The following is a 22869-nucleotide window of genomic DNA, read 5'->3' on the forward strand; positions in this document are numbered from 1 at the left end:
GGCCTCCAGCGCTTGTATTCATTGAACCTTTTGCTCTGGTTTTTGAAATGACTCAAACCCTGGATTTCGACGTGGTCATCGTCGGCAGCGGGCTGGCAGGCCTGACCGCCGCCCTGCAGCTGGCCCCCACCCACCGCGTGGCCGTGCTGACCAAGCGTGAACTGGCCGACGGCGCCAGCGGCTGGGCACAAGGTGGCATTGCCGCGGTGATGGACACCACCGACACCTTCGACAGCCATGTGCAGGACACGCTGGTGGCCGGGGCCGGTCTGTGCGACCTGGAGGCCACCCAGCAGGTGGTGGAAAACGCCCCCACCGCCATCCGCTGGCTGCGCAGCCTGGGCGTGCCCTTTTCCACCCAGGACGGCACCGAGGACGGCGAGCTGCACCTGACCCGCGAGGGCGGCCACAGCCACCGCCGCATCGTGCACGTCACCGACGCCACCGGCGCGGCGGTGCAGGCCACGCTGCTGGAGCACGTGCGGGCCAACCCGCGCATCCAGGTGTTTGAGCACCACATGCTGGTAGACCTCATCACCAACCGCCGCATGGCCAGCGGGCTGCCCCGCCCCGGCCAGCCCGTGCGCTGCCACGGCGTGTATGCACTGGACGAAGAGCGCGACGAGGTGGTCACCTTCCGCGCCCCGCACACCATCCTGGCCACCGGCGGCGCGGGCAAGGTCTACCTGTACACCACCAACCCCGACACCGCCACCGGCGACGGCATTGCCGCCGCCTGGCGCGCCGGTTGCCGGGTGGCCAACATGGAGTTCATCCAGTTCCACCCCACCTGCCTGTACCACCCGCACGCCAAGAGCTTCCTCATCAGCGAAGCGGTGCGTGGTGAAGGCGGCAAGCTGCTGCTGCCCCCCGAAGTGGGCGGCGGACGCTTCATGCCCCAGCACGACCCGCGCGAGGAACTGGCCCCACGCGACGTGGTGGCCCGCGCCATCGACTTCGAGATGAAGAAACACGGTGTGGACTGCGTGTACCTGGACATCAGCCACCAGAGCCCGCAGTTCCTGGAAGAGCACTTCCCCAACATCAAGGCCCGCTGCGCGGAGCTGGGCATCGACATCACCCGCCAGCCCATCCCCGTGGTGCCCGCCGCACACTACACCTGCGGCGGCGTGGTCACTGACCTGGCCGGGCGCACCGACATTGCGGGCCTGTACGCCGTGGGCGAAACCACCTGCACCGGCCTGCACGGGGCCAACCGGCTGGCCAGCAACTCGCTGCTGGAATGCATGGTGTTTGCCAGCGCCACGGTGCAGGCCATCGGCCAGGAGGCCGCCGCACCGGTGCCCGAGTTGCCCGGCTGGGACGACAGCCGCGTGACCGATGCCGACGAGCTGGTGGTCATCCAGCACAACTGGCACGAGCTGCGCCGCTTCATGTGGGACTACGTGGGCATTGTGCGCACCACCAAACGCCTGGAACGGGCGGCCCACCGCATCACCCTGCTGCAACGCGAAATTCAGGAGTTCTACGCCCAGTTCCACGTCACCCGCAACCTGCTGGAGCTGCGCAACCTGGTGCAAGTGGCCGACCTCATCGTCATGTCGGCCCTGATGCGGCGCGAAAGCCGGGGCCTGCACTACAGCCGCGACTTCCCCGACACCGACCCGGTGGGCAAACCCACGGTGCTGGTGCCCCCTCCGCGCTGAGCGTGAACGCATGACCTACAGCGTCAAGGAAATTTTCTACACCCTGCAAGGCGAAGGCGCACAGGCGGGCATGCCCGCGGTGTTCTGCCGTCTGGCGGGCTGCAACCTGTGGTCGGGCCGCGAGGAAGACCGGGCTCAGGCCGTCTGCCGTTTCTGCGACACCGACTTTGTGGGCACCGACGGCACCCTGGGTGGCAAGTACCCCACGGCCCAGGCCCTGGCCGATGTCATCGCCGCCCAGTGGCCGGTGGCCGAGCACACGCACCGGCTGGTGGTGATCACCGGGGGTGAGCCCTTGCTGCAACTCGATGCGGCCCTGCTGGAGGCGCTGCACGCCCACGGTTTTCGGGTGGCGGTGGAATCCAACGGCAGCCTGCCCGCCCCCGAGGGCATCGACTGGCTGTGCATCAGCCCCAAAGCCGGTGCGCCCTGGGTGCAGCGGCAAGGACAGGAGTTGAAAGTGGTGTGGCCTCAAGCCGGGCTGGACCTGGACACCCTGGCCACCGAGGGCCACTTCACCCACCGCTTTCTGCAACCCCTGGATGGCCCGGCCATGCCGGGCCGCCCCGATGCCTTGACCGAGTGCATCTCCCATTGCCTGCGCGACCCGCGTTGGCGACTCAGCCTGCAAACCCACAAGATCAGCGGCATCCGCTGACCCCTGGCATGACCTCACCCTTGACACCTTCCACGCCACCGCAGATGACGGTGAGCCAACGGTTCTTTTTTGACGCCGCCCACACCCTGGAGCGCGACATCGAAGCCGAAGGCAGCCGCCGCATCCACGGCCACACCTACCACGCCGAAGTCAGCGTCCGCGGCCCGCTCAACCCCCAAAGCGGCATGGTGCTGGACCTGGGCTGGCTGCGCCAGCACCTGCAGGCCGTGCGCGAGCAACTGGACCACCACCTGCTGGACGAGGTGCCCGACCTGGGTACCCCCACCCTGGAAAACCTGTGCTTGTTCATTGCCCGGCAACTGGCCCATGTGCAGCCACCGCTGGCCCAGGTCCGGGTGTGGCGCGACGCCGTGGGCGACAGCTGCACCCTGCACCTGTGAGCCCCCTGGCCGTGCACACACGGATAATCGCCGCTTCGTTTTTTTCAAAGGAGCCACGGTTGTGGCTGTTCACCCCATGCTGATGTCCCGTCGTCTCGCCCTGTCCCTGGTGGCCGCTTCTGCCGGTCTGCTGCTGGCCGCCTGCAACAAGCCCGCCCCCGAAGCCGCAGCCCCTGCGCCGACCCCGGCACCCGTGGCCGCCCCCGCGCCTGCACCGACCCCCAAAGCCCTGACCGTGGGCACCGACCCCACCTACGCCCCGTTTGAATTCCAGAACGAAAAGGGCGAGATCGTGGGCTTTGACATCGACGTCATGCGCGCCGTGGCCGAAAAAGCCGGCATCACCGTGGAATTTGTGTCCACCCCCTGGGAAGGGGCCTTCAACGCCCTGGCCCAAGGCGACCGGGACCTGCTGATTTCCGCCGTCACCATCACCGACGAGCGCAAGCAGACGCTGGACTTCAGCGACAGCTACTTCGACGCCCACCAGCTCATCGCCGTGCCTGAAAAGTCCACCGTGACCAAGCTGGACGACCTGAAAAAGCGCAAGGTGGGCGTGCAGACCTCCACCACCGGCGAAGAGGTGGTGGCCAAGCTGCAAGGCAAGAACAGCGCCAACATCAAGCGTTTTGAATCCACCCCGCTGGCCCTGGCCGAACTGGCCGCTGGCGGCGTGGACGCGGTCGTGGCCGACAACGGCGTGATCGACAACTACGTGGTCAACAACCCCGGTGCCAAGTTCAAGGCCATCAACGACACCAGCTTTGCCCCTGAGCAATACGGCATTGCCGTGAAGAAGGGCAACACCGAACTGCTGCAAAAGATCAACACGGCCCTGGCCGCCATCAAGGCCGATGGCACCTACCAGAAGATCCACGACCAGCACTTCAAAGGCGCGGCCAAGTAAGCCGCGGCACCACCGAAGGACGCGGCCATGACGTGGCGTTGGGACATCCTGGCGGGCTACGGCCCCTTGTTTGCGCAGGGGCTGTGGATGACGGTGCAGCTCACCGTGATTGCACTGGTGGCCGGGTTGCTGCTGGGCGTGTCCGTGGGGCTGGTGGGGGCCGATGCGCTGCCGTCCACACCCCACCCCTCGCCGCTGGCCCGGTGGGGGCTGCGCACCCTGCGCGTGCTGACCACGGCCTACGTCACGTTTTTCAGGGGCACGCCCCTGTTCGTGCAAATCCTGCTGGTGCACTTTGCCCTCATGCCCACCCTGATCCACCCGGACCACGGTTGGCTGCTCAGTGGCGAACTGGCGCGGGAATTTCGCCAAAGCCATGGCGCGTTTTTCTCCGGTGCCTTGGCCCTCAGCCTCAACGCGGGGGCCTACATCTCTGAAATTTTCCGCGCAGGCATCCAGAGCATCCACGGCGGACAAGCCGCGGCGGCCCTGAGCCTGGGCATGACGCCCTGGCAAGGCATGCGCCATGTGGTGCTGCCCCAGGCGTTCCGGCGCATGGTGCCCGCGCTGGTGAACGAGGCCATTGCCCTCGTCAAGGACTCGTCGCTGGTCTCGGCCATCGGGCTGTTGGAGCTGGCCATGGCGGCCCGCACCGTGGCCGGTGCCTACTCCCGCTACTGGGAGCCCTACCTGGCCATTTCTGCGCTGTACCTGGTGCTGACCTGGCTGTTGTCGCTGCTGGCCAAACGGCTGGAAGCCCCTGAGCACACCCGGGGCCGCTGACCCCTTTTTTCTCCCCGCCCCCACCATGACCCAGGCTGCCCTGCACGACTTTTTGAACCAACGCCCCCTGGTGATCCTGGACGGGGCCCTGGGCACCGAGCTGGAGCGGCGTGGGGCCGACATCAAAGACCCGCTGTGGTCGGCCAAGCTCCTGCTGGAGCAGCCCGACCTGATCCGCGAGGTGCACCTCGACTATTTCAAAAGCGGGGCCGATGTGGCCACCACGTCGAGCTACCAGGCCACCTTCGAGGCGTTTGCCCGCCGGGGCCTCAACGCCACCGAAACCGCCGACCTGATGCGCCGCTCGGTGCAGCTGGCCGCCGAGGCCCGCGACGCCTTCTGGGCCGATCCCGCCCACCGGGTGGGGCGGCGCAAACCCCTGGTGGCCGCGTCGGTGGGCCCGTATGGGGCCATGCTGGCCAATGGGTCGGAGTACACCGGCCAATACGACCTGGACGAAGCGGCGCTGATGGACTTCCACCGCCCCCGCCTGGCCGTGCTGGCCCAGGCGGGGGCCGATTTGCTGGCCTGCGAAACCATCCCCTGCCTGGCCGAAGCCCGCGCCTTGGCCCGGTTGTTGACCGAGTGGCCGGGCGTGGCCGCGTGGATCAGCTTTTCGTGCCGCGATGGCCAGCACAACAGCCTGGGCGAGCGCATGGCCGACTGCGTGGCGGCGCTGGAGGCTTTCGAGCCGGTGGCAGCCATCGGCGTCAACTGCACGGCCCCCGAACACATCGCGTCGCTGTTGGAACAGATGCGCCCCCACACCACCAAGCCGCTGCTGGTGTACCCCAATTCCGGCGAGCACTACGACGCCACCCACAAGACCTGGCACGGCAACGCCAGCGCGTCCCACTTTGCCGACCAGGCCCGCCAATGGCATGCGCGTGGGGCCCGGCTGATCGGCGGCTGCTGCCGCACCCGCCCGGACGACATCCAGGCCATCTTCCACTGGGCCCACAGCAGCCTGCCCGCGGCCTGACACCGGCCACCCCGCCAGCGGTGGGGTCTTGGCCCTCAGCCTTTGCCCAGCCCGTGCTTGCGGATCTTGTCGGCCAAGGTGGTCTTGGGCACGCGCAGGGCCCGGGCCGTCTGCACCACGTTGCCCGCGTGCCGTTTGAGGGCGTCGGCAATCAGGCCACTTTCGAACCGATCCACCATGTCGGTCAGGGACACGTCCGCCTCCGGTGCCGCAGCGGCATCGATGCGGGATGGGGGTGACACCCACTGCGGCCCCACCCCCAGCACCAGGGCATCGGCCACGTTGCGCAACTCGCGCAGGTTGCCCGGCCAGTCGTGGGCCATCAGCTGCTGCATCTGGGCCGATGAAATGCCGGGCTGCACCCGCCCGAAGCGGCTGGCGGCCATCAGCATGAAATGCTCCAGCAGCAAGGGAATGTCCTGGCGGCGCTCCCGCAAAGGCGACAGCTCGATGTTGACCACATTGAGCCGGTAGACCAGGTCGGCCCTGAAGCTGCCTTGCCGGGCTCGGGCCAGCAAATCGTCCTTGGTGGCGGCCACCACCCGCACATCCACCGGCACGCCCTGGTTGGAGCCCAGGCGCTCGATGGAACGCTCCTGCAACACCCGCAGCAGCTTGACCTGCACGCCCATGGGCATGCTTTCCAGCTCGTCCAGGAACAAGGTGCCGCCATGGGCATGCTCGATGCGCCCGATGCGCCGCTTCTGTGCCCCGGTGAAGGCACCGGATTCGTGCCCGAACAACTCGCTGTCCAGCAAGGTGTCGGGCAGCCCCCCGCAGTTCAGGGCCACATACGGGGACTGGGCGCGGCGCGAATAGTCGTGCAGCGCCCGGGCCACCACCTCCTTGCCCGTGCCCGTCTCGCCGTGGATGAGCACGTCCACCGGCGAATCGGCCAGTTCCAGCACCAGTTCGCGCAGGCGACGGATGGCCGGGGCGTTACCCACCAGCCGCCCCTCCAGGCCTTCTTGCAGCGACAAGGCGCGCCGCAGCTTGGCCACTTCCAAGGTCAGGCGGCGTTTTTCCAGCGCACGCTGGACCACCTCCACCAGTTGCTCGGCAGAGAACGGCTTGGGGATGAAGTCGTAGGCGCCACTGCGCATGGCTTCGACCGCCAGTTCCACATTGCCGTGGCCGGTGATCATGATGATGGGCACATCCACGTCCACGTCCCGCACCTCGCTGATGACCGCCAGGCCATCGGCCCCGGGCAGCCGCATGTCGGTGACCACCACCCCGGCCATGCCCGGGCGCAGGTAAGGCAGCAGCGCCTCGGCTGAATCGAAGGCCTTGACCGGAATGTCGGCCAGCTGAAGCGCTTGCACGCAGCCCAGTTGGACGGCGGCATCGTCCTCCACCAAATAGACCGTGAGCGCTGAGTTCATGAGGGGGAATGGGCGGGCATCAGGGGAACCGTGAGGGTGAAGCAGGCCCCACCATCCTCGGCATTCGAGGCGGTGAGGCTGCCCCCGAATTCTGCGGCAATGTCGCGGCTGATCACCAAACCCAGCCCCAGCCCCGCGCCGCTGGCCTTGGTGGTGTAGAAGGGCTGGAAGATGTGGGCCAGGTCGGCCTCGCTCAGGCCCTTGCCAGTGTCACGCACCTGCAAGGTCAGCACGGGCTCAGCGGGATCGGGCCCGGTGTGTGCGGTGATGAGCAATCGGCGCTGCGGAGCCTCGCGCATCGCGTCCAGTGCATTGCCCATCAGGTTGATCAGCACCTGCTCCAGGCGGTTGCCATCACACCAGACCGTCCAGGTGCCCACGGGGCATTGGTTGTCCACCTGCACCTTGTCGTGTTTCAAGCGCAACTGGAACAGGAACAGCGCCCGCTCCACCACCCGCCCGGGGTCGGTGGCTTCGGGGTGAGCTGCCGACTTGCGGGCAAAACCCTTGAGGGGGTCGATGATGCTGGCCATCTGCCCCACCAGGCGGTCCACGATGGACAGGTTGTCCAAGGCCACCTCTTGTTTGCCCCGGCGCAGAAACTCGGCGGCGTTGCCCGACAGCGTGCGAATGGCCCCCAGGGGCTGGGTCAACTCGTGGGTGATGCTGGCAGCCAGTTGGCCCAGCACCGCCATCTTGCCGGCGTGCACCAGCTCGTCCTGCGCGGCACGCAGGTTCTTTTCGGTCTGCTCACGCTCGGCCACCTCCTTGCGCAACAGGGTGTTGGCATCGGTCAGTTCCTGGGTGCGGCGACCGACCTCCTGCTCCAGCGCGGCGTTGGCCTGTTCCAGCATGTGCTTGGCCACCTGCTTCTGACGCTCGATGCGCCGGCGTTGCCCCCAGAACAGCCCCAACAGGATCAGGAAGGCCATGGACACGGCACCCCCCACACCATCGATGAGGGCTTGCTGATGCACCGCTGTCAGGTTGGTGAAGATCAGCACCCGCCAGTCCATGCCATCCAGCGACCGCCCCAGCACCAGGTGACCGGCCTTGCTGGGCACGAGACCCGATGAACGGGTCAAGCCTTGGTCGTGGATGCGCACACGGCCGTTCATGGCTTGGGAATCCTCGTCCACCCGGAGGTCGATGTTCACCGGGAATGGCGGCAAGTGCATGGCGCCGTAGATTCGGGTGAGGTGCAAATCCACACGCTGCTCGGCCGACAGCGGCACGATGGTGGTGTACAGCCACTGGGGCTGGGACGACAGGATGACCACGCGGTTGGCATCGGCCACCAAGGCCGAGGAACCCAGCATGTCCCAGGTCTGGTCCAACGCCCCCAGCGAAATTTTGATGGCGGCCACCCCCACCACCCGGGCCCCTTCATGGATGGGGTGAGACACGAAATACCCCGCTTGACCGCCGCTGCCAATGGCGAAATGGCGTGTGGCACGCCCCGCCAGTGCCTCCAGGTAGTAGGGACGGTGGGACACGTCCTCACCCAGTCGGCTGTCGTCGGGCTGGGTGCCGTTGCTGGAGGCTCGGACCACCCCCCGTTCGTCCATCACGAACACGGCTTCACTGCCCAGATGGGCGTTGAGCCGCACCAGGTAATGGTTGGCCTCGGCCACCCGGGCCGGAACGGGGTTGTGCAACATGTGCACCACCACCGGGTTGAGCTGGATGGTGGCGGGCACGGGTTCCAGCCGACGCACATGCGCTTCCACCACCGAGGCAAACAAATCCAAACGACTGTTGGTGGCCTGGCGCAAAGCCTCTGTCCCGCGGGCGTGGCTGCGCTGATAGACCCCGTAACCACAGACCGCCACCACCACCACACCCGCCAGCAAGACCAGGAAACGCCACACCGTCCCCCGCATGCGCAACGGGGCTTGAGCGGCAGAGACCTCCATGGCGTTCAACGAAAGAGACACAAGGGCTATTGAGGGCTGTGCAACCGGAACGAGGCCACCGAAGCCACCAACCGATGGGCCTGCTCGTTCAGCGAATCGGCCGCCGCAGCGGACTGTTCAACCAGCGCAGCATTCTGCTGGGTGACCTGATCGAGCCGGATGATGGCCCCGTTGACGACGCTGATGCGCTCACTTTGCTCGGTCACGGCAAGGGTGATGTCGCCAATGGTGTCACACACGCGTTGAACACTCTCCACGATTTCGGTCATGGTGCTGCCCGCCGCCTGCACGAGCCGCGCGCCCGCATCCACCCGGGTCACGCTGCTGTCGATGAGGCCCTTGATTTCACGCGCGGCCTCGGCACTGCGTTGCGCCAGGCTGCGCACCTCCCCCGCCACCACGGCAAACCCGCGCCCCTGCTCACCCGCCCGGGCCGCCTCCACCGCCGCATTGAGCGCCAGGATGTTGGTCTGGAAGGCAATGCCGTCAATCACGCCAATGATGTCGGCAATCTTGGCCGAACTGGTGTGGATCTCGGACATGGTGGACACCACCTCGGCCACCACCGAACCGCCCCGCCGCGCCACGTCAGACGCCGAGGTCGCCAACTGGTTGGCCGCATGGGCCGACGTGGCGGAATGCTGCACATTGGCCGTGAGTTGCCCGATGACATCGGCAGCCTGCTGGAGGTTGGCGGCCGCCTGTTCGGTGCGTCGGCTCAGGTCCATGTTGCCGGTGGCCACCTCGCTGCACGCGGTCTCGATGCTGTCCGCGCTGGCCCTCACTTCGCCGACGATGCGGCGCAAGGCCTCGGTCATCTGTTGCAGCGATTGCAAGGTGCGTGCGGCCTCGTCGTGACCGGTGGCGTCCACGTCATGCGCCAAGTCCCCTGACGCAATGCGCATGGCCTGGGATTGCGCCGCCGCCATGGGCTGGACGATGGAGCGGCTGACCGCCAAAGCCACCCCCACCCCCACCAACAGGGCACCGGTCAGCACCACGGCCAGGGTGATGCCCACCGCCTGGACCCGCTGCGACACCCGCACCTCAATGTCCACCGCGGTGTCGTCCACCCGCTTCTGAAGGGCCGCCAGCCCTTGCTCCATGTGGACGAACGCACCATTCACCGGCCCCATGGCCTCGGTGGCCTCTTTCACATCTGGAAAACTGCCCTTGACCAGGCTGCGGTGGAACGCCTCGTAAGCCTCGCGATAGGCCTGCAGAGCGCGACCCAAAGCCTGAACCCCGTCTTGTGCTTCGGGGGAATCCATCAAGACCGTCAGAGCGGCCACTTCGTGACCGCTGTCCGCCAAGGCTGCGTCCCAGCTCTTTTTGTAACCCTCGATGGCGGTGTTGTCCAGGTTGTTGGCCACCATGCTCTGCTCGGCCACCCGGGCCCTCAACAGGGCCCTGAGCGCGTGGTCGGAGTGGCGTTGCAGGGCGTTGACCTGGCCGGTGATGCGCTCCAGCCCATTGAGCGCACTGACCACCCCAAACCCGCCCACCCCGGCGACCGCAAACACCAGCACAAGCACCAGGCCAAAAGCTGCCAGAAGCCGATTTCGAATGGACAGTTGAGGCATGGCGGACTCAGTGCTGGAGGATCTTGGACAGGAACTCCTTGGCCCGGGGGGAACGTGCGTCCGGGTGGCCAAAGAACTCTGTCTTGGGACAGTCCTCCACGATGCGACCGGCGTCCATGAAGATCACCCGGTGGCTCACCCGCTTGGCAAAGCCCATTTCGTGGGTCACACACATCATGGTCATGCCCTCGTTGGCCAGCTGCACCATCACGTCCAGCACCTCGCCCACCATTTCGGGGTCCAGCGCCGAGGTGGGTTCGTCAAACAGCATGACGATGGGGTCCATGCTGAGCGCACGCGCAATGGCCACACGCTGCTGCTGCCCACCGGACAGCTGGCCGGGGAACTTGTCCTTGTGCGCCATCAGGCCCACCCGGTCCAGCATCTTCAGGCCGCGAGTCTTGGCGTCGTCCAGGCTGCGCCCCAGCACCTTCACCTGGGCCAGGGTCAGGTTCTCGGTGACCGACAGGTGTGGAAACAGCTCGAAGTGCTGAAACACCATGCCCACGTGGCTGCGCAGCTTGGGCAGGTTGGTCTTGGGGTCGGCGATGCTGATGCCGTCGACCACGATGTCGCCCTTCTGGAAAGGCTCCAGCGCATTGACGGTCTTGATGAGGGTGGACTTGCCCGAACCCGACGGGCCACAGACCACCACCACCTCCCCCTTGTGGATGGTGGTGGAGCAGTCGGTCAGCACCTGAAAGCTGCCGTACCACTTGGAAACGTTCTTGATTTCAATCATGGGGTGCTCTCCGAACCTTCAGCGAATGATGGCAATCTTCTTTTGCAGCCGACGCACCAGCATCGACAGCGAGAAACAAATGGCGAAATAGACCACAGCCGCCACCAGGTAGGCTTCCACCGGGCGGTTGAAGTTCTTGCCCACCACCTCAAAACCCTTGAGGAGGTCATAGGCACCAATGGCGTACACCAGCGAAGTGTCCTGGAACAACACGATGGTTTGCGTCAGCAGCACCGGCAGCATGTTGCGAAACGCCTGGGGCAACACCACCAGCTTCATGGTCTGGGCGTAGGTCATGCCCATGGCGTACCCGGCAAACACCTGGCCACGCGGCACGCTCTGGATGCCCGCCCGCATGATTTCGGAGTAGTAGGCGGCCTCGAACACCGTGAACGTGATGATGGCCGACAACTCGGCCCCCATGGGCTGACCGATCAGCAACGGAATGAGCAGAAAGAACCACAGGATGACCATCACCAGCGGAATGGAACGCAGCGTGTTGACGTAAAACGCCGCCGGGGCCACCAGCCACGGGCGCCCGGACAGGCGCATCAACGCCAGCACCGTGCCCAGCGCAATGCCCCCCACCATGGCCACCACGGTCAGCTGAAACGAGAACAACAAGCCCTTGAGGACAAAGCTGGACAGGACGGACGCGTCCAGAAACGAAAAATCCACCACCATGTCAGTGCCCCCCCGTGCCGGGCACATGCACCCGGTGTTCGATGACCAATGCCAAACGGTTGATCACAAAGGCCGAAATGAAGTACAGCCCGGTGACCGCCAGGTAAACCTCGATGCCCCGCGAGGTTTCCTCCTGCGCCTGCATGGCAAACAGGGTCAGTTCGGAAATGGACACCGCAAAGGCCACCGATGAGTTCTTGATGATGTTCATGCTCTCGCTGGTCAGCGGCGGGATGACGATGCGAAACGCCATGGGCAGCAGCACATAGCGGTAGGTCTGGGGCAAGGTCAGCCCCATGGCCAGACCGGCGTAGCGCTGGCCACGCGGCAGGCTCTGGATGCCCGCACGAACCTGCTCCGCAATGCGGGCCGACGTGAAGAAGCCCAGGGCCAGCACCACCAGCACAAAGCTGGGCACCCCCTTGAGCACCGGCACCAGGGCCGGCAGCACGTGGTACCAAAGAAACACCTGCACCAGCAGCGGAATGTTGCGAAACAACTCGGTCCACACATTGCCAACGGCCACCAGCGCCTTGCTGGGCGTGGTGCGCAGGATGCCGATGAGGGAACCCACCCCCAGCGCCACCACCAGCGCCAGCAGCGCCACCGACAGCGTCCACCCCCACGCCGACACCAGCCAATCCAGGTAGGTGATGCTGCCACCCTTGCCGAAACAAGCGGGGGCCACCTCACCGTCGATGGTGTCCTTGCAGAACACCTGCCAATCCCATGAGCTCATGGCGAAATCCTTGATCAAGAAGAAACAACCCGGGCGTGAGGAGCGCTTACTTCTTGGCGTACTCTTCCATGGGCTTGTCGTTGGGGGTGGCCCATGCGGCCTTGGTGTTTTCATTGGCGGGCATGCCCACCTTGGTGTTGGCCGGCGGAATGGGCTGCTCAAACCACTTGGTCCACAGCTTGGCGATGTCGCCCGACTTCATCATGGCCTTGATGGAATCGTCCACCGCCTTCTTGAAGGCCGCGTCGTCCTTGCGGAACATGATGGCAATGGGTTCCACCGACAACACCTCGCCCACCACCTTGAAATCGGCCGGGTTCTTGGCCTTGGCGATGCTGCCCGCCAGGATGGCACCGTCCATCACGAACGCGTCTGCACGGCCGGACTCCAGCAGCAGGAAGCTGTCGGCGTGGTCCTTGCCAAACACCTCTTCAAAATCCACGCCATTTGCACGCTCGTGCTTGCGCAGCGTTTGCACCGAGGTGGTCCCGGTGGTGGTGGCCACCTTCTTGCCAGCCAGCTGGTTGATGGAGGTGATGCCCGAATTGGCCTTGACCGCGATGCGCACTTCTTCCACGAAGGTGGTCACGGCAAAGGACACGTCCTTCTGGCGCGTGGCGTTGTTGGTGGTGGAGCCGCACTCGATGTCCACCGTGCCGTTCTGCGTGAGGGGAATGCGGTTTTGCGAGGTCACGGGCTGGTACTTGATGTCCAGCTTGGCCAAGCCCAACTGCTTCTGGATGTCGGCCAGCACGCGTTGGCAGATTTCAACGTGGTAGCCCACGTACTTGCCGTCACCCAGGGTGTAGGACAACGCACCCGAGCTTTCACGCACCCCCATGGTCACCGCACCGGAGTCCTTGATCTTCTTCAGGGTGTCGGTGGGCTGGGCCACAGCCGATGCGGTCGCCAGCACGGCGGCAAAAGCAAGCACGGTTTTTTTCATGAGGACTCCTTTGGAGGGGGTTGGAAAAACAGTTGAACAAAACGTGGGCCACAGCCACCCCTGCCGCTGGGGCACAGCACCCATCAGGTCAAGGTCAGCCAGGGAAAGTGGAAGGGGAGTGATCAGTCCAAGGGCTGATCGGACGGTTGTCGGTACAACCGAAGCAGCGGCTCTGGTGGTGGCCAGTTCAGGTTGATGCCCAGGCCTGGAATGGGACTCTGGAACCACCGTCGGTAGATCTTCAGGGCCTCGCCCGACTGCATCAACCGTGTCAGGCTGCGGTCCACCAGCAACTTGAAGCCGGGGTCGTCCTTGCGCAGCATGCAGGCATACACCTCGGGGGCCATGGGTTTGCCCACCACCTGCCAGTCATCGGGTCGGTCGGCTTTGGCCCGCAACCCATGCAACACGGCCTCGTCCATCAGGAAGGCATCGGCCCGGCCCTGCTGGAGCAAGGCAAAGGCATCGCCATGGTCCTTGGCGGAGACCCGCTCGAACCGGGTGCCGGTGGACTCGGTGTGCAGCATCAGCGCACGTTCGCTGGTGGTGCCCGCGGTGACCAGCACCCGCCGCCCCTGAAGGTCGAACAACTCGTTCACCCCCGAATCCCGGCGGGTCAACAGGCGAGAACTGGTCTGAAAGATGGACACCGAAAACGCCACCTGCCGCGCCCGCTCCCGGTTGTGCGTGGTGGAGCCGCACTCCAGGTCCACCGACCCGTTTTGCACCAGCGGAATGCGGTTTTGCGAGGTGACGGGCACCAGCCTCACCACCAGCGCGGGCAGTTTCAACTCGGCTTTGATGGACTCCACCACCTTCAACATGAGGTCGTGCGAGTAACCCACCACCTGCCGCCGCGCATCGAAGTACGAAAACGGCACGGAGGATTCCCGGTGCCCCAGGTTGATGGTGGCCGTCTGCGCGATCTTGTTCAGAGTGCCCGATGCAGGCACCTCGGCCCGCGCCACAAAGGCACAGCCCAGGAACAAGAGAAAAAGCATGAGGCGTTTCATGGTTGGCGTCGGTTGTGCATCCGTTATCGCAAGCGCCATGCCATCAAGGGCAAACCCTAGGTTTTGCACAGCAATGGAACGGATTTTCCCCTTGCTGGTGCAGAAATCAGGGCATGCACGCCCACCCAGTGACGGAAAAACGGACACCTGGCCACCAGGATGACGGTTTTCCGTTTTTCACGCCATTGCCCCTTCAAACCACGGCATGGCGTGGCATGTGCATTCCGTCACACAACGAGGCCTACGCCTTTGAGAGATGGGATGACTGGAATAATTCACTAATTAAAATCCTGTGTTTCGAAATCCATACCCCACGGGCTTCATCATGTTTCTGTCACGCGCGACTCCCTGCCTCCCCCCGCACAGGTCCACCTCCATCCTGGCGGCCCTGTGCCTGTGGGGTCTGACCAGTGTGTCGGCCCACGCCGCAGTGCAACGAAGCTTTTACAACGGCAGCTTTGAAATCCCGGCATTGGCCTCCAACACCGCGTGTTGGACACAGGTGCCCGACAGCACCATCCCCGGCTGGACAACCTCCCACACCTCCCAAGCGCCATCGGGCGGCTCCTGTCCCGCCCCGCTGGCCCCCGCCACGGGCAAACTGATTGAGCTGTGGGCCAACGGACAAGCAGGCGTCTTTGCACGTGCAGGCAAAGTGCTGGCCGAACTCAACGCGGAACAGGCCTCCACGCTGTCGCAAACCCTGTGCATCAACAACGGCGAGCAAGTCACCTGGAGCCTGAGCCACCGCGGGCGCACCGGCGTGGACCAGATGCAGTTTTACGTCGGGGCCACCCCGGCGGTGGGCATGGTGCTGACCGCTTCCACCGGCCTCGCGGCCAACACCTCCATCGACGCCTGCCAAAACGGCACCTCCATCACCACCAACACCGCGTGTGCGGCCTCAGGCGCCAACGTCAGCGGCACCCAGTGGGGCGATTACAGCGGCGCATTCACCTGGAACGGAGCCTCGGGGGACACAGCCTTCAACTTCGGCGCCTTGGCATCGAATGGCGGCAACCTGACCTTCGGCAACTTCCTGGACAACATTTCCGTTCGCCTGACGCCGTTCATCGAGTTGTCGTCGGGCACGGCAGACAACGTCCTGGCCAGTGAGTCGGCTGGTGCGCTGAGCCTGGGGATCAAGGTGTCGGGCGACTTTCCCAGCGCCCAAACCGTGTCCGTCAGTGTCACAGGTGGCACCGCCACACTGGGCTCCGACTTCACCACGCCCAACGGGCTCGCAACCTTCAACGTGACCATTCCCGCGGGAAGCTACGACGGCACCACCTCCATTCCGCTGGGCATCACGGTGCTCGACGATGGCCTGCTTGAAGGCAGCGAAACCGTTCAACTGACCGTCAACCCCAACCCCGGCGCGTTCCAGATCCAGTCCACCAGCGTGTGCGGTGGTGCCCAAAACGCCAACATCACCTTCACCATCCAGGACAACGACAGCCTGGCCGCTCCCCAGGCATCCAACGACGCAGCCACCACCAACTTCAACACCGCCATCACCTTGTCCGTGTGGTCCAACGACACCGCCCCCTCGGGCAGCACCCTGAGCGGCAACACGGTGGACCTGGACCCCGCCACTCCGGGGGTGCAAACCACCACCACGGTGGCGGGTCAAGGCACCTTCACCTCCAACAACAACGGAACCGTCACGTTCTCACCTGTGGCCGGATTCGTCGGCACGGTGAGCGTGCCTTACACCATTTCGGATTCGCTCAACCGCGTGAGCAACCAGGCCACCATCAGCGTCACGGTGCGCAACCTGGCGTCCAGCAGCGTGCCAGTGGCCAACAACGACACGGCCTCCACGGCCCCCGTCACCCCCGTCAACATCAGCGTGCTGAACAACGATGTGCCCGGCACCGGCAACACCCTGACGGTGGGCACCGTCACGCTGGCCAACACCATCGCCGGTCAGGGCACGTGGTCGGTGAACGCCGCCACGGGCGTGGTGACCTTCACCCCGGCGGCAGGTTTCACCGGCACGGCCACCGCCACCTACACAGTGTCTGACTCCGGGCCCGGCGTCAGCAACTCGGCCACCATTTCGGTCACCGTGCCCAGCGCGGCCAGCGGGTCGGTGTCGGGTGTGCCCACCCTGACCCAATGGGCGCTGATGCTGGTTACCGCCTTGCTGGCGCTGACCACGGTGCCTCACCTGCGTCGCACGGCCAGCACACGCCGACAGCCCTGAGGTTGAGCAGGGTCGTTGCAGCTCAGGTCCGGTGGCTGAGCCGCAAAGGGGCTCCGGCGAGCGATACCCCTTCATTCACCCGAAACACGCTGACCGCCTGAACCAGTGTTTGGGCTTGTTGTTTCAGACTGGCCGCTGCGGCGGCGCTCTCTTCCACCAGCGCGGCGTTCTGCTGCGTCACCTGGTCGAGCTGGCTGACGGCGTTGCCCACGGCGGCCACACCATCGCTTTGTTCGGTGCTGGCACTGGCAATCTCTCCCATGATGCTGGTCACGCGCTGAATGGCCTGCACGATTTCCTCCATGGTGTGACCGGCCTTGTCGGCCAGGGCCGAGCCCTGCCCCACCCGCTCCACGCTGGTGGTGATGAGGTCCTTGATTTCCTTGGCCGCCTGGGCACTGCGCTGGGCCAGGGTGCGCACCTCGCCCGCCACCACGGCAAAACCGCGACCGGCCTCGCCCGCGCGTGCGGCTTCCACCGCGGCGTTGAGGGCCAGGATGTTGGTCTGGAAGGCAATGCCGTCGATGACCGTGATGATGTCGGCAATCTTGCGGGAAGCCTCGTCAATGCCCTTCATGGTCTGAACCACCTGCCCCACCACATCGCCCCCGTGAGACGCCACCGTGGATGCTTGCTGGGCCAGTTGATCGGCCTGACGGGCATTCTGGGCGTTTTGCTTGACGGTGGAACCCAGCTCTTCCATGGTGGCCGCGGTTTCCTCCAGTGACGAGGCCTGTTCTTCGGTGCGCTGGCTGAGATCGGCGTTGCCGGTGGCAATCTGATCAGACCCCGTGGCAATGGAGTCGCTGGCGCCGCGCACCGTGGCCACGATGCCAGTGAGGTTGCGGGTCATCTTCTCCATGGCCCGCAGCAGGGTGCCCATTTCATCCCCCCGGTTGGCCTGGATGCTCACCGTCAGGTCGCCCTCGGCCACGCGCTCGGCCACGTTGACGGCCTGTTCCAACGGCGCACTGATGGAGCGGATGATCCATGTCGCCATGACCAGTGCCAGCACCACGGCCACCAGGGTCACGCCCCCCATGACGGTCAACGCGGTCTGGTAGGTCCGGCCCGCGCTTTTGCTGGATGCCGCCCCGCCCTTGACGTTCTCGTCCACGTCCTTCTGCAGCAATTCCCCCGCGTGGTGGAACACCTTGGCCGCCTCACCTTCCAGCAAGGCCTTGGCCTCGTCATTCTTGTTCTGGCGGGAAAGCTCGACCACCTTGCCGTGGATTTCGAGGTAACGCTTCCATTCGGCCTCGAAACTGTCCCAAATTGCTTTTTCCTCGGGGCTGGAAATCAACGAGACGTAGGCGTTGCGTTGCTGATTGAAGTCAGCCAACTCTGCATTCAGCTTGGCCTCGATCTGGCTCATGGCTTTGTCATCGGTGTTGAGCACATGCTGAAACTCCGTCAAACGGAAGTCGCTGGCCTTGGTGTTCATCGTGCTCAGGTGCTGAATGCTGGGCATCCAGTTGTCCGACAGGTCCAGCGAGGCCGCTCGCAAACCCTGCATCTGCAAGGTGGCGCTGGCCACCAGCACCAGCAACAGCGCCACCATGGCCCCAAAACTCAGTTTGAGCCGGGCGGAAATCGTGATGTTCTGAACGTTCATGGTTGTCGTCTCCTGAAGAAGCCCTTTGTTCTGTTCCGATCACTGCGGGGCACTTTACGCCGAAGAGGCTTTAAGCAGGTATTCATCAACCTGCTTGACATCCATCGGGCGGCCCCAGAAGTAGCCTTGGGCCTCGTCACAGCCCAAATCACGCAGCTGCTGGCTGGTGTTTTCGTCCTCCACCCCCTCGGCAATGGTGACCAAGCCCAGAGAATGCGCCATCTGGATGATGGCCTGCACGATGACGGCATCGTCCGGGTTGTCCCGCAAATCGCGGACAAACGACTGGTCGATCTTGAGCCGATCCACCTTGAAGCGCTTGAGGTAGGCCAGGCTGGAGTACCCGGTGCCAAAGTCGTCGATGGACAGGCGCACCCCCATGGCCTTGAGCCCGTTGAGCGTGGTCAGGGCGTGTTCCGGGTCTTCGATCAACAGCGACTCGGTCAGCTCCAGACGAGTCGGAAAGCCCGTAAAAACGTGCCCTATCATCCAATTTTGGCTTTACTTTGGGAGGAACGACATGTCTTCAGCCAGCGACGCCACATCCCGTTGGTGGGAGTTCTATGTCGTGCGCTACGGTATGGGCACCGTTGTGGGCGCAGTCATCGTTTTCATGTTGTGCAAGCTCAGCCCAACATTGGCTCCAATGCTGTTCCAAGCAGGCAAGGAAACTAACCCCACACTGGACAGCGCCACCTTGGTTTTGCTGGGTGTCTACGGCCTTGCGTACTGCTACTTGGCCAGTGCACCAATCCTGGTTTTTCATGCCGCACGTCATCAGATGTTCGTTGAGCTCCCCTCGAAAGACAGGACACTCAGGTTGCTTGTCTTGACACTGGCATCAGCGATTGCAGTATGTGTGTTCCCCCAACCGACATCTGTGGAGACAAACACGCAATGGTTGCTGAAATTGGCCATTGGCATCGGCTCGATGGTGATGCTTGTGCAGTGGCATGACGTGGTGTCACTGCTTCGCAAAGACGGAGCCCAAAAGAACTTCGATTTCTACAAAACACTCACCCTGCAGCGCAACGCGGAGAAAACCAGCATCGTCGAGTCGTATCGGCACTTGCGCGAGCATGGGAACTCATTCTTGATTGTGGTTTTTGAACTCTTGCTGGCGTTCGTCATGTTTGCCATCAGTCGCGCTTATGGGCACATGACGGGTCTCTATCTGCTGACCACCGTGTTCTTGTGGGTTCTCCCGGCTGCGCTCATTTGGTTTGTGGGTTCCAAGCTTGAACACTTGTTTGCCCATTCCCCAACAGCGGCCATCCAAACCCCAGCAAGCCCCTCGCAGCCCCAGTCGGGGACGTAAGGACCGTCCCGGCGCTACAATCCCGCCCGCTCCGGGGTGCAACCCGCCGCGTGCCACCCGCACCGGCCCCAGTTGCTGAGATGGTCAGACCCAAACCCGTGAACTTGAACCGGTTCGTACCGGCGTAAGAAGAGCCCGATCCGCGCGTTGCCCCCACCGGGGTGGCGCACCACCCCCCGTTCATGGGGTGCGGATCTGCCCATCCTTTCGGAGCACCCTGCCACCCCGGCTGCCCCACCGCAAAGGATGCCCGCATGAACGCCCCCGACAAACTCGCCCAGCTGCTGTCGCTCACCCGTGAGCCCTTTCCCGCCTCCACCAAGGTGCACGAAGCGGGGCGCATCCACCCCGGCATCCGCGTGCCCCTGCGCGAAGTGCGTCTGACCAACGGCGACACCGTCAGCCTGTACGACACCAGCGGCCCCTACACCGACCCCAGCGCCACCATCGACGTGCGCCGCGGCCTGCCCGACCTGCGCGGCCCCTGGCTCGACGCCCGCGCCGACACCGAAACCTACGAGGGCCGCGCTGCCCAAGCCCTGGACGACGGCCACCGCCGTGGTGGCGACAGCACCGATCCCGAGGTGCAACGCATCGAACAGCTGCGGGCCGAAGCCGCCGCGCTGCAACGCGCCCCGCGCCGGGCCAAATCCGGTGCCAACGTGACCCAGATGCACTACGCCCGCAAGGGCATCGTCACCCCCGAGATGGAATACGTGGCCATCCGCGAAAACGCCCGCGCCGCCGCCTGGACCGACACCTACCTGAACAACGCCGACGGCGACCCCAGCCGCCACCAGCGCCTGCAAGGCAACCCCATGGGCGCACTGCTGCCCCGGGTGATGACGCCTGAATTTGTGCGTGACGAAGTGGCCCGGGGCCGCGCCATCATCCCCGCCAACATCAACCACACCGAGCTGGAGCCCAGCGCCATCGGGCGCAACTTCCGCGTCAAGGTCAACGCCAACATCGGCAACTCGGCCGTGACCAGCAGCATTGAAGAAGAGGTGGAAAAACTGGTGTGGGCCATCCGCTGGGGGGCCGACAACGTGATGGACCTGTCCACCGGCAAGAACATCCACACCACCCGCGACTGGATCGTGCGCAACAGCCCCGTGCCCATCGGCACCGTGCCCATCTACCAGGCGCTGGAAAAGGTGGGCGGCGTGGCCGAAGACCTCACCTGGGCCATCTTCCGCGACACCCTCATCGAACAGGCCGAGCAGGGTGTGGATTACTTCACCATCCACGCCGGACTGCGCCTGGCCCACGTGCCGCTGACGGCGCGGCGGCGCACCGGCATCGTCAGCCGCGGCGGCAGCATCATGGCCAAGTGGTGCATCGCCCACCACCGCGAGAGCTTTCTGTACGAGCACTTCGAAGACATCTGCGACATCATGAAGGCCTACGACGTGTCCTTCAGCCTGGGCGACGGCCTGCGCCCCGGCAGCGGGGCCGACGCCAACGACGAAGCCCAGTTTGCCGAGCTGCACACCCTGGGCGAGCTGACCCAGGTGGCCTGGAAGCACGACGTGCAGACCATGATCGAAGGCCCCGGCCACGTGCCCATGCACCTCATCCAGGCCAACATGGACGAGCAGCTGCGCCACTGCCACGAAGCGCCGTTCTACACCCTGGGCCCGCTGACCATCGACATCGCCCCCGGGCACGACCACATTGCCAGTGCCATCGGCGCGGCCATGATCGGCTGGATGGGCACGGCCATGCTGTGTTACGTCACGCCCAAGGAGCACCTGGGCCTGCCCAACCGCGACGACGTGAAGGCCGGGCTGATCGCCTACAAGATTGCCGCCCACGCCGCCGATGTGGCCAAGGGCCACCCCAGCGCCCGGGCGCGGGACGAAGCCATCAGCCAGGCGCGGTTCGAGTTCCGCTGGGAAGACCAGTTCAACCTGGGCCTGGACCCCGACACCGCCCGCGAATTCCACGACGAAACCCTGCCCAAGGACAGCGCCAAGACCGCCCACTTCTGCTCCATGTGCGGCCCCAAGTTCTGCAGCATGAAAATCACCCAAGAAGTGCGCGACTACGCCGCCCAGCAAGGCCTGAGCGAAGCCGACGCCCTGGCCCAGGGCATGCAAGCCAAGGCCAGCCAGTTCCGCGAGCGCGGCGGCGACCTGTACATCCCCATCCAGCCCGAAGGCAAAGCATGAAATTCCAGCACTTCGGCGTGGCCGGCGCGGGCCTTCTGGGCCGCCTGCTGGCGTTTGAACTGCTGCAACAAGGCCACCGCGTCAGCCTGTTCGACCCCGCCCCCAGCCTCACCCAGGCCCCCGCGGGTGGCGACCCGGCCCGCGCCGCCGCCTGGACGGCGGCGGGCATGCTCAGCCCCACGGCCGAGCTGGAGTGCGCCAACGAGGCCGTGTACCGGCTGGGGCTGGACAGCCTGGAACGCTGGCCCGCCCTCGTGGCCACGCTGCGCCAGGCCGGACACGAGGTGGCATTGACCCATGCCGGCAGCCTGCTGCTGGCCCACCGGGGCGACGAAGGGGCCGCCCAGCGCACGCTGTCGGTTTTAGAGAAAAAATCGCCTCTACCGCTTTCATTGAAAGCGCTGACAGCTACTGAATTGAGAGCAATGGAGCCGGACATCCACGGCCCTGCCCACGGCTGGCTGCTGCCGCACGAGGGCCACATCCACACCGTGCAGGCCCTGACGGCGCTGGGGGCCTGGGCGCAGGCGCACGGGGCAGACTTCCATGGCGGCGAGGCGGGCCGCGTGGTGTCGGCCCAAGCCCGCCAATTGCACACCGCCCAGGGGGTGCATCGGTTCGACCATGTGTTTGACGTGCGCGGCGTGGGCGCACGGGAAAACACCTCCGGCCCCGGCGACGCCCCCTCCCCCACGGCGCAGGTGCGCGGTGTGCGCGGCGAGGTGTTCTGGCTGCACGCCCCCGGCGTGGTGCTGCACCGCCCGGTGCGGCTGCTGCACCCACGCTGGCGGGTGTATGTGGTGCCTCGTCCAGGCGACCTGATCGTGGTGGGGGCCACCGAAATCGAGAGTGAAGACCGCTCACCCGTGTCGGTGCGCAGCACGCTGGAGCTGCTGAGCGCCGCGCACAGCGTGCTGCCCGGCCTGGCGGAAGCCCGCATCGTCCACAGCGAGGCCAACCTGCGCCCTGCCCTGCCCGACAACCTGCCCCTGCTGCACACCCAGCCCGGGCTCAGCCGCATCAACGGCCTGTTCCGCCACGGCTGGCTGATTGCCCCCGCCCTGGTGCAACAGGCCCTGGCCGAACTCGCAGCCCTGCCCGCACGCTGACCCCAACCGCCGCCACAACCCATTCAGACCACGCTGCC

Annotated in this window: 20 protein-coding genes and 1 riboswitch; of the genes, 10 read left to right on the forward strand and 10 right to left on the reverse strand. The window is 65.1% G+C overall.

Going from position 1 to position 22869, the window contains the following annotated elements:
* Positions 1-47 precede the first annotated feature (47 nt).
* The 6 genes from nadB (at position 48) to mmuM (ending at position 5398) form a co-directional block, all read left to right on the forward strand.
* The gene (nadB, locus tag ACYVB7_RS06205; RefSeq protein ID WP_460505821.1) at positions 48-1667 is read left to right on the forward strand and encodes an L-aspartate oxidase; all 1620 of its coding nucleotides are present in this window, start codon (positions 48-50) and stop codon (positions 1665-1667) included.
* A 10-nt stretch (positions 1668-1677) separates the two neighbouring features.
* Positions 1678-2325, forward strand: a complete 648-nt coding sequence (gene queE, locus ACYVB7_RS06210; RefSeq protein ID WP_460505822.1) for a radical SAM family protein — start codon at positions 1678-1680, stop codon at positions 2323-2325.
* Positions 2326-2333: 8 nt separating this feature from the next.
* Positions 2334-2726, forward strand: a complete 393-nt coding sequence (locus tag ACYVB7_RS06215; RefSeq protein ID WP_460505823.1) for a 6-pyruvoyl trahydropterin synthase family protein — start codon at positions 2334-2336, stop codon at positions 2724-2726.
* Positions 2727-2802: 76 nt separating this feature from the next.
* Complete coding sequence (locus ACYVB7_RS06220) at positions 2803-3633, forward strand: basic amino acid ABC transporter substrate-binding protein (RefSeq protein WP_460506260.1); 831 nt, start codon at positions 2803-2805, stop codon at positions 3631-3633.
* A 27-nt stretch (positions 3634-3660) separates the two neighbouring features.
* Positions 3661-4416, forward strand: coding sequence for an amino acid ABC transporter permease (locus ACYVB7_RS06225; RefSeq protein ID WP_460505825.1), 756 nt, complete (start codon positions 3661-3663; stop codon positions 4414-4416).
* 25 nt (positions 4417-4441) lie between these two features.
* On the forward strand, positions 4442-5398 hold the full coding sequence (mmuM, locus tag ACYVB7_RS06230; RefSeq protein ID WP_460505827.1) for a homocysteine S-methyltransferase: 957 nt from the start codon (positions 4442-4444) through the stop codon (positions 5396-5398).
* Between the two features lie 35 nt (positions 5399-5433).
* Here mmuM and ACYVB7_RS06235 read toward each other — a convergent pair whose 3' ends face one another.
* The 8 genes from ACYVB7_RS06235 to ACYVB7_RS06270 form a co-directional block, all read right to left on the reverse strand.
* Positions 5434-6783, reverse strand: a complete 1350-nt coding sequence (locus ACYVB7_RS06235) for a sigma-54-dependent transcriptional regulator (RefSeq protein WP_460505828.1) — start codon at positions 6781-6783, stop codon at positions 5434-5436.
* Entirely contained in the window at positions 6780-8699 is a 1920-nt protein-coding gene (locus ACYVB7_RS06240) for an ATP-binding protein (RefSeq protein ID WP_460505829.1), read from the reverse strand. Before ACYVB7_RS06240 ends, ACYVB7_RS06235 begins: the two co-directional genes overlap by 4 nt.
* A gap of 26 nt (positions 8700-8725) precedes the next feature.
* Positions 8726-10282, reverse strand: a complete 1557-nt coding sequence (locus ACYVB7_RS06245) for a methyl-accepting chemotaxis protein (RefSeq protein WP_460505830.1) — start codon at positions 10280-10282, stop codon at positions 8726-8728.
* Between the two features lie 7 nt (positions 10283-10289).
* Positions 10290-11024, reverse strand: coding sequence for an amino acid ABC transporter ATP-binding protein (locus ACYVB7_RS06250; protein ID WP_460505831.1), 735 nt, complete (start codon positions 11022-11024; stop codon positions 10290-10292).
* 18 nt (positions 11025-11042) lie between these two features.
* The gene (locus tag ACYVB7_RS06255; protein WP_460505832.1) at positions 11043-11708 is read right to left on the reverse strand and encodes an amino acid ABC transporter permease; all 666 of its coding nucleotides are present in this window, start codon (positions 11706-11708) and stop codon (positions 11043-11045) included.
* 1 nt (position 11709) lies between these two features.
* A complete protein-coding gene (locus tag ACYVB7_RS06260) occupies positions 11710-12447 on the reverse strand; it encodes an amino acid ABC transporter permease (RefSeq protein ID WP_460505833.1) in 738 nt (245 codons plus the stop codon).
* Between the two features lie 46 nt (positions 12448-12493).
* A complete protein-coding gene (locus ACYVB7_RS06265) occupies positions 12494-13393 on the reverse strand; it encodes an amino acid ABC transporter substrate-binding protein (RefSeq protein WP_460505834.1) in 900 nt (299 codons plus the stop codon).
* A 122-nt stretch (positions 13394-13515) separates the two neighbouring features.
* Entirely contained in the window at positions 13516-14406 is an 891-nt protein-coding gene (locus tag ACYVB7_RS06270) for a transporter substrate-binding domain-containing protein (protein WP_460505835.1), read from the reverse strand.
* A 325-nt stretch (positions 14407-14731) separates the two neighbouring features.
* Between ACYVB7_RS06270 and ACYVB7_RS06275 the strand changes: the two genes are divergently transcribed.
* Positions 14732-16615 (forward strand): Ig-like domain-containing protein, encoded by a 1884-nt coding sequence (locus tag ACYVB7_RS06275; protein WP_460505836.1) that lies wholly within the window; start codon positions 14732-14734, stop codon positions 16613-16615.
* Between the two features lie 22 nt (positions 16616-16637).
* On the opposite strand, the gene ACYVB7_RS06280 is transcribed toward ACYVB7_RS06275, so the two are convergent.
* Both ACYVB7_RS06280 and ACYVB7_RS06285 read right to left on the reverse strand, forming a co-directional pair.
* A complete protein-coding gene (locus ACYVB7_RS06280; RefSeq protein ID WP_460505837.1) occupies positions 16638-18230 on the reverse strand; it encodes a methyl-accepting chemotaxis protein in 1593 nt (530 codons plus the stop codon).
* 54 nt (positions 18231-18284) lie between these two features.
* Positions 18285-18719: an EAL domain-containing protein gene (locus tag ACYVB7_RS06285; protein ID WP_460505839.1), complete on the reverse strand. Its 435-nt coding sequence runs from the start codon at positions 18717-18719 to the stop codon at positions 18285-18287.
* A gap of 31 nt (positions 18720-18750) precedes the next feature.
* On the opposite strand from ACYVB7_RS06285, the gene ACYVB7_RS06290 reads away from it, so the two are divergent.
* The 3 genes from ACYVB7_RS06290 to ACYVB7_RS06300 all read left to right on the forward strand — a co-directional run bounded on the left by ACYVB7_RS06290 (position 18751) and on the right by ACYVB7_RS06300 (position 22831).
* Entirely contained in the window at positions 18751-19548 is a 798-nt protein-coding gene (locus tag ACYVB7_RS06290; protein ID WP_460505840.1) for a hypothetical protein, read from the forward strand.
* Between the two features lie 22 nt (positions 19549-19570).
* A riboswitch (TPP riboswitch) is annotated at positions 19571-19696 on the forward strand.
* 106 nt (positions 19697-19802) lie between these two features.
* Entirely contained in the window at positions 19803-21722 is a 1920-nt protein-coding gene (gene thiC / locus ACYVB7_RS06295; protein WP_460505841.1) for a phosphomethylpyrimidine synthase ThiC, read from the forward strand.
* Entirely contained in the window at positions 21719-22831 is a 1113-nt protein-coding gene (locus ACYVB7_RS06300) for a glycine oxidase ThiO (RefSeq protein ID WP_460505842.1), read from the forward strand. Before thiC ends, ACYVB7_RS06300 begins: the two co-directional genes overlap by 4 nt.
* Positions 22832-22869: the final 38 nt, after the last annotated feature.

Source organism: Hydrogenophaga soli (assembly GCF_054777695.1).